This is a genomic window from Streptomyces tateyamensis, assembly GCF_003205575.1.
In the GTDB taxonomy this organism is placed as follows: domain Bacteria; phylum Actinomycetota; class Actinomycetes; order Streptomycetales; family Streptomycetaceae; genus Kitasatospora; species Kitasatospora tateyamensis.
Map to the genome: position 1 here is coordinate 1 of NZ_PYBW01000427.1, position 250 is coordinate 250.

A 250-nucleotide genomic window follows, 5' to 3' on the forward strand; every position below is an offset into this window, starting at 1 on the left:
GGGCGGCCGCTGCAGGCGCTGCAGGCGCTGGCCGACATGGGGGTGCGGATCGCCATCGACGACTTCGGCACCGGCTACTCCAACCTGGCCTACCTGTCCCGGCTGCCGGTGCACGCGCTGAAGCTGGACGGCACCTTCATCGAGGGCTTCCGCGACCCGGCCCCGATCGGGCGGCCCGAACCGCGCTCGCGGCGCAGCGAGGCGGACGAGCAGATCGTCGGCGCGATGGTGCGGCTCGCCCACGACCTGG

1 protein-coding gene is annotated in these 250 nt (G+C 74.0%); it reads left to right on the plus strand.

What is annotated here, in order from left to right:
- A partial coding sequence (locus C7C46_RS34060; RefSeq protein ID WP_146259366.1) for an EAL domain-containing protein occupies positions 1 to 250 on the plus strand: 250 nt, incomplete at both ends.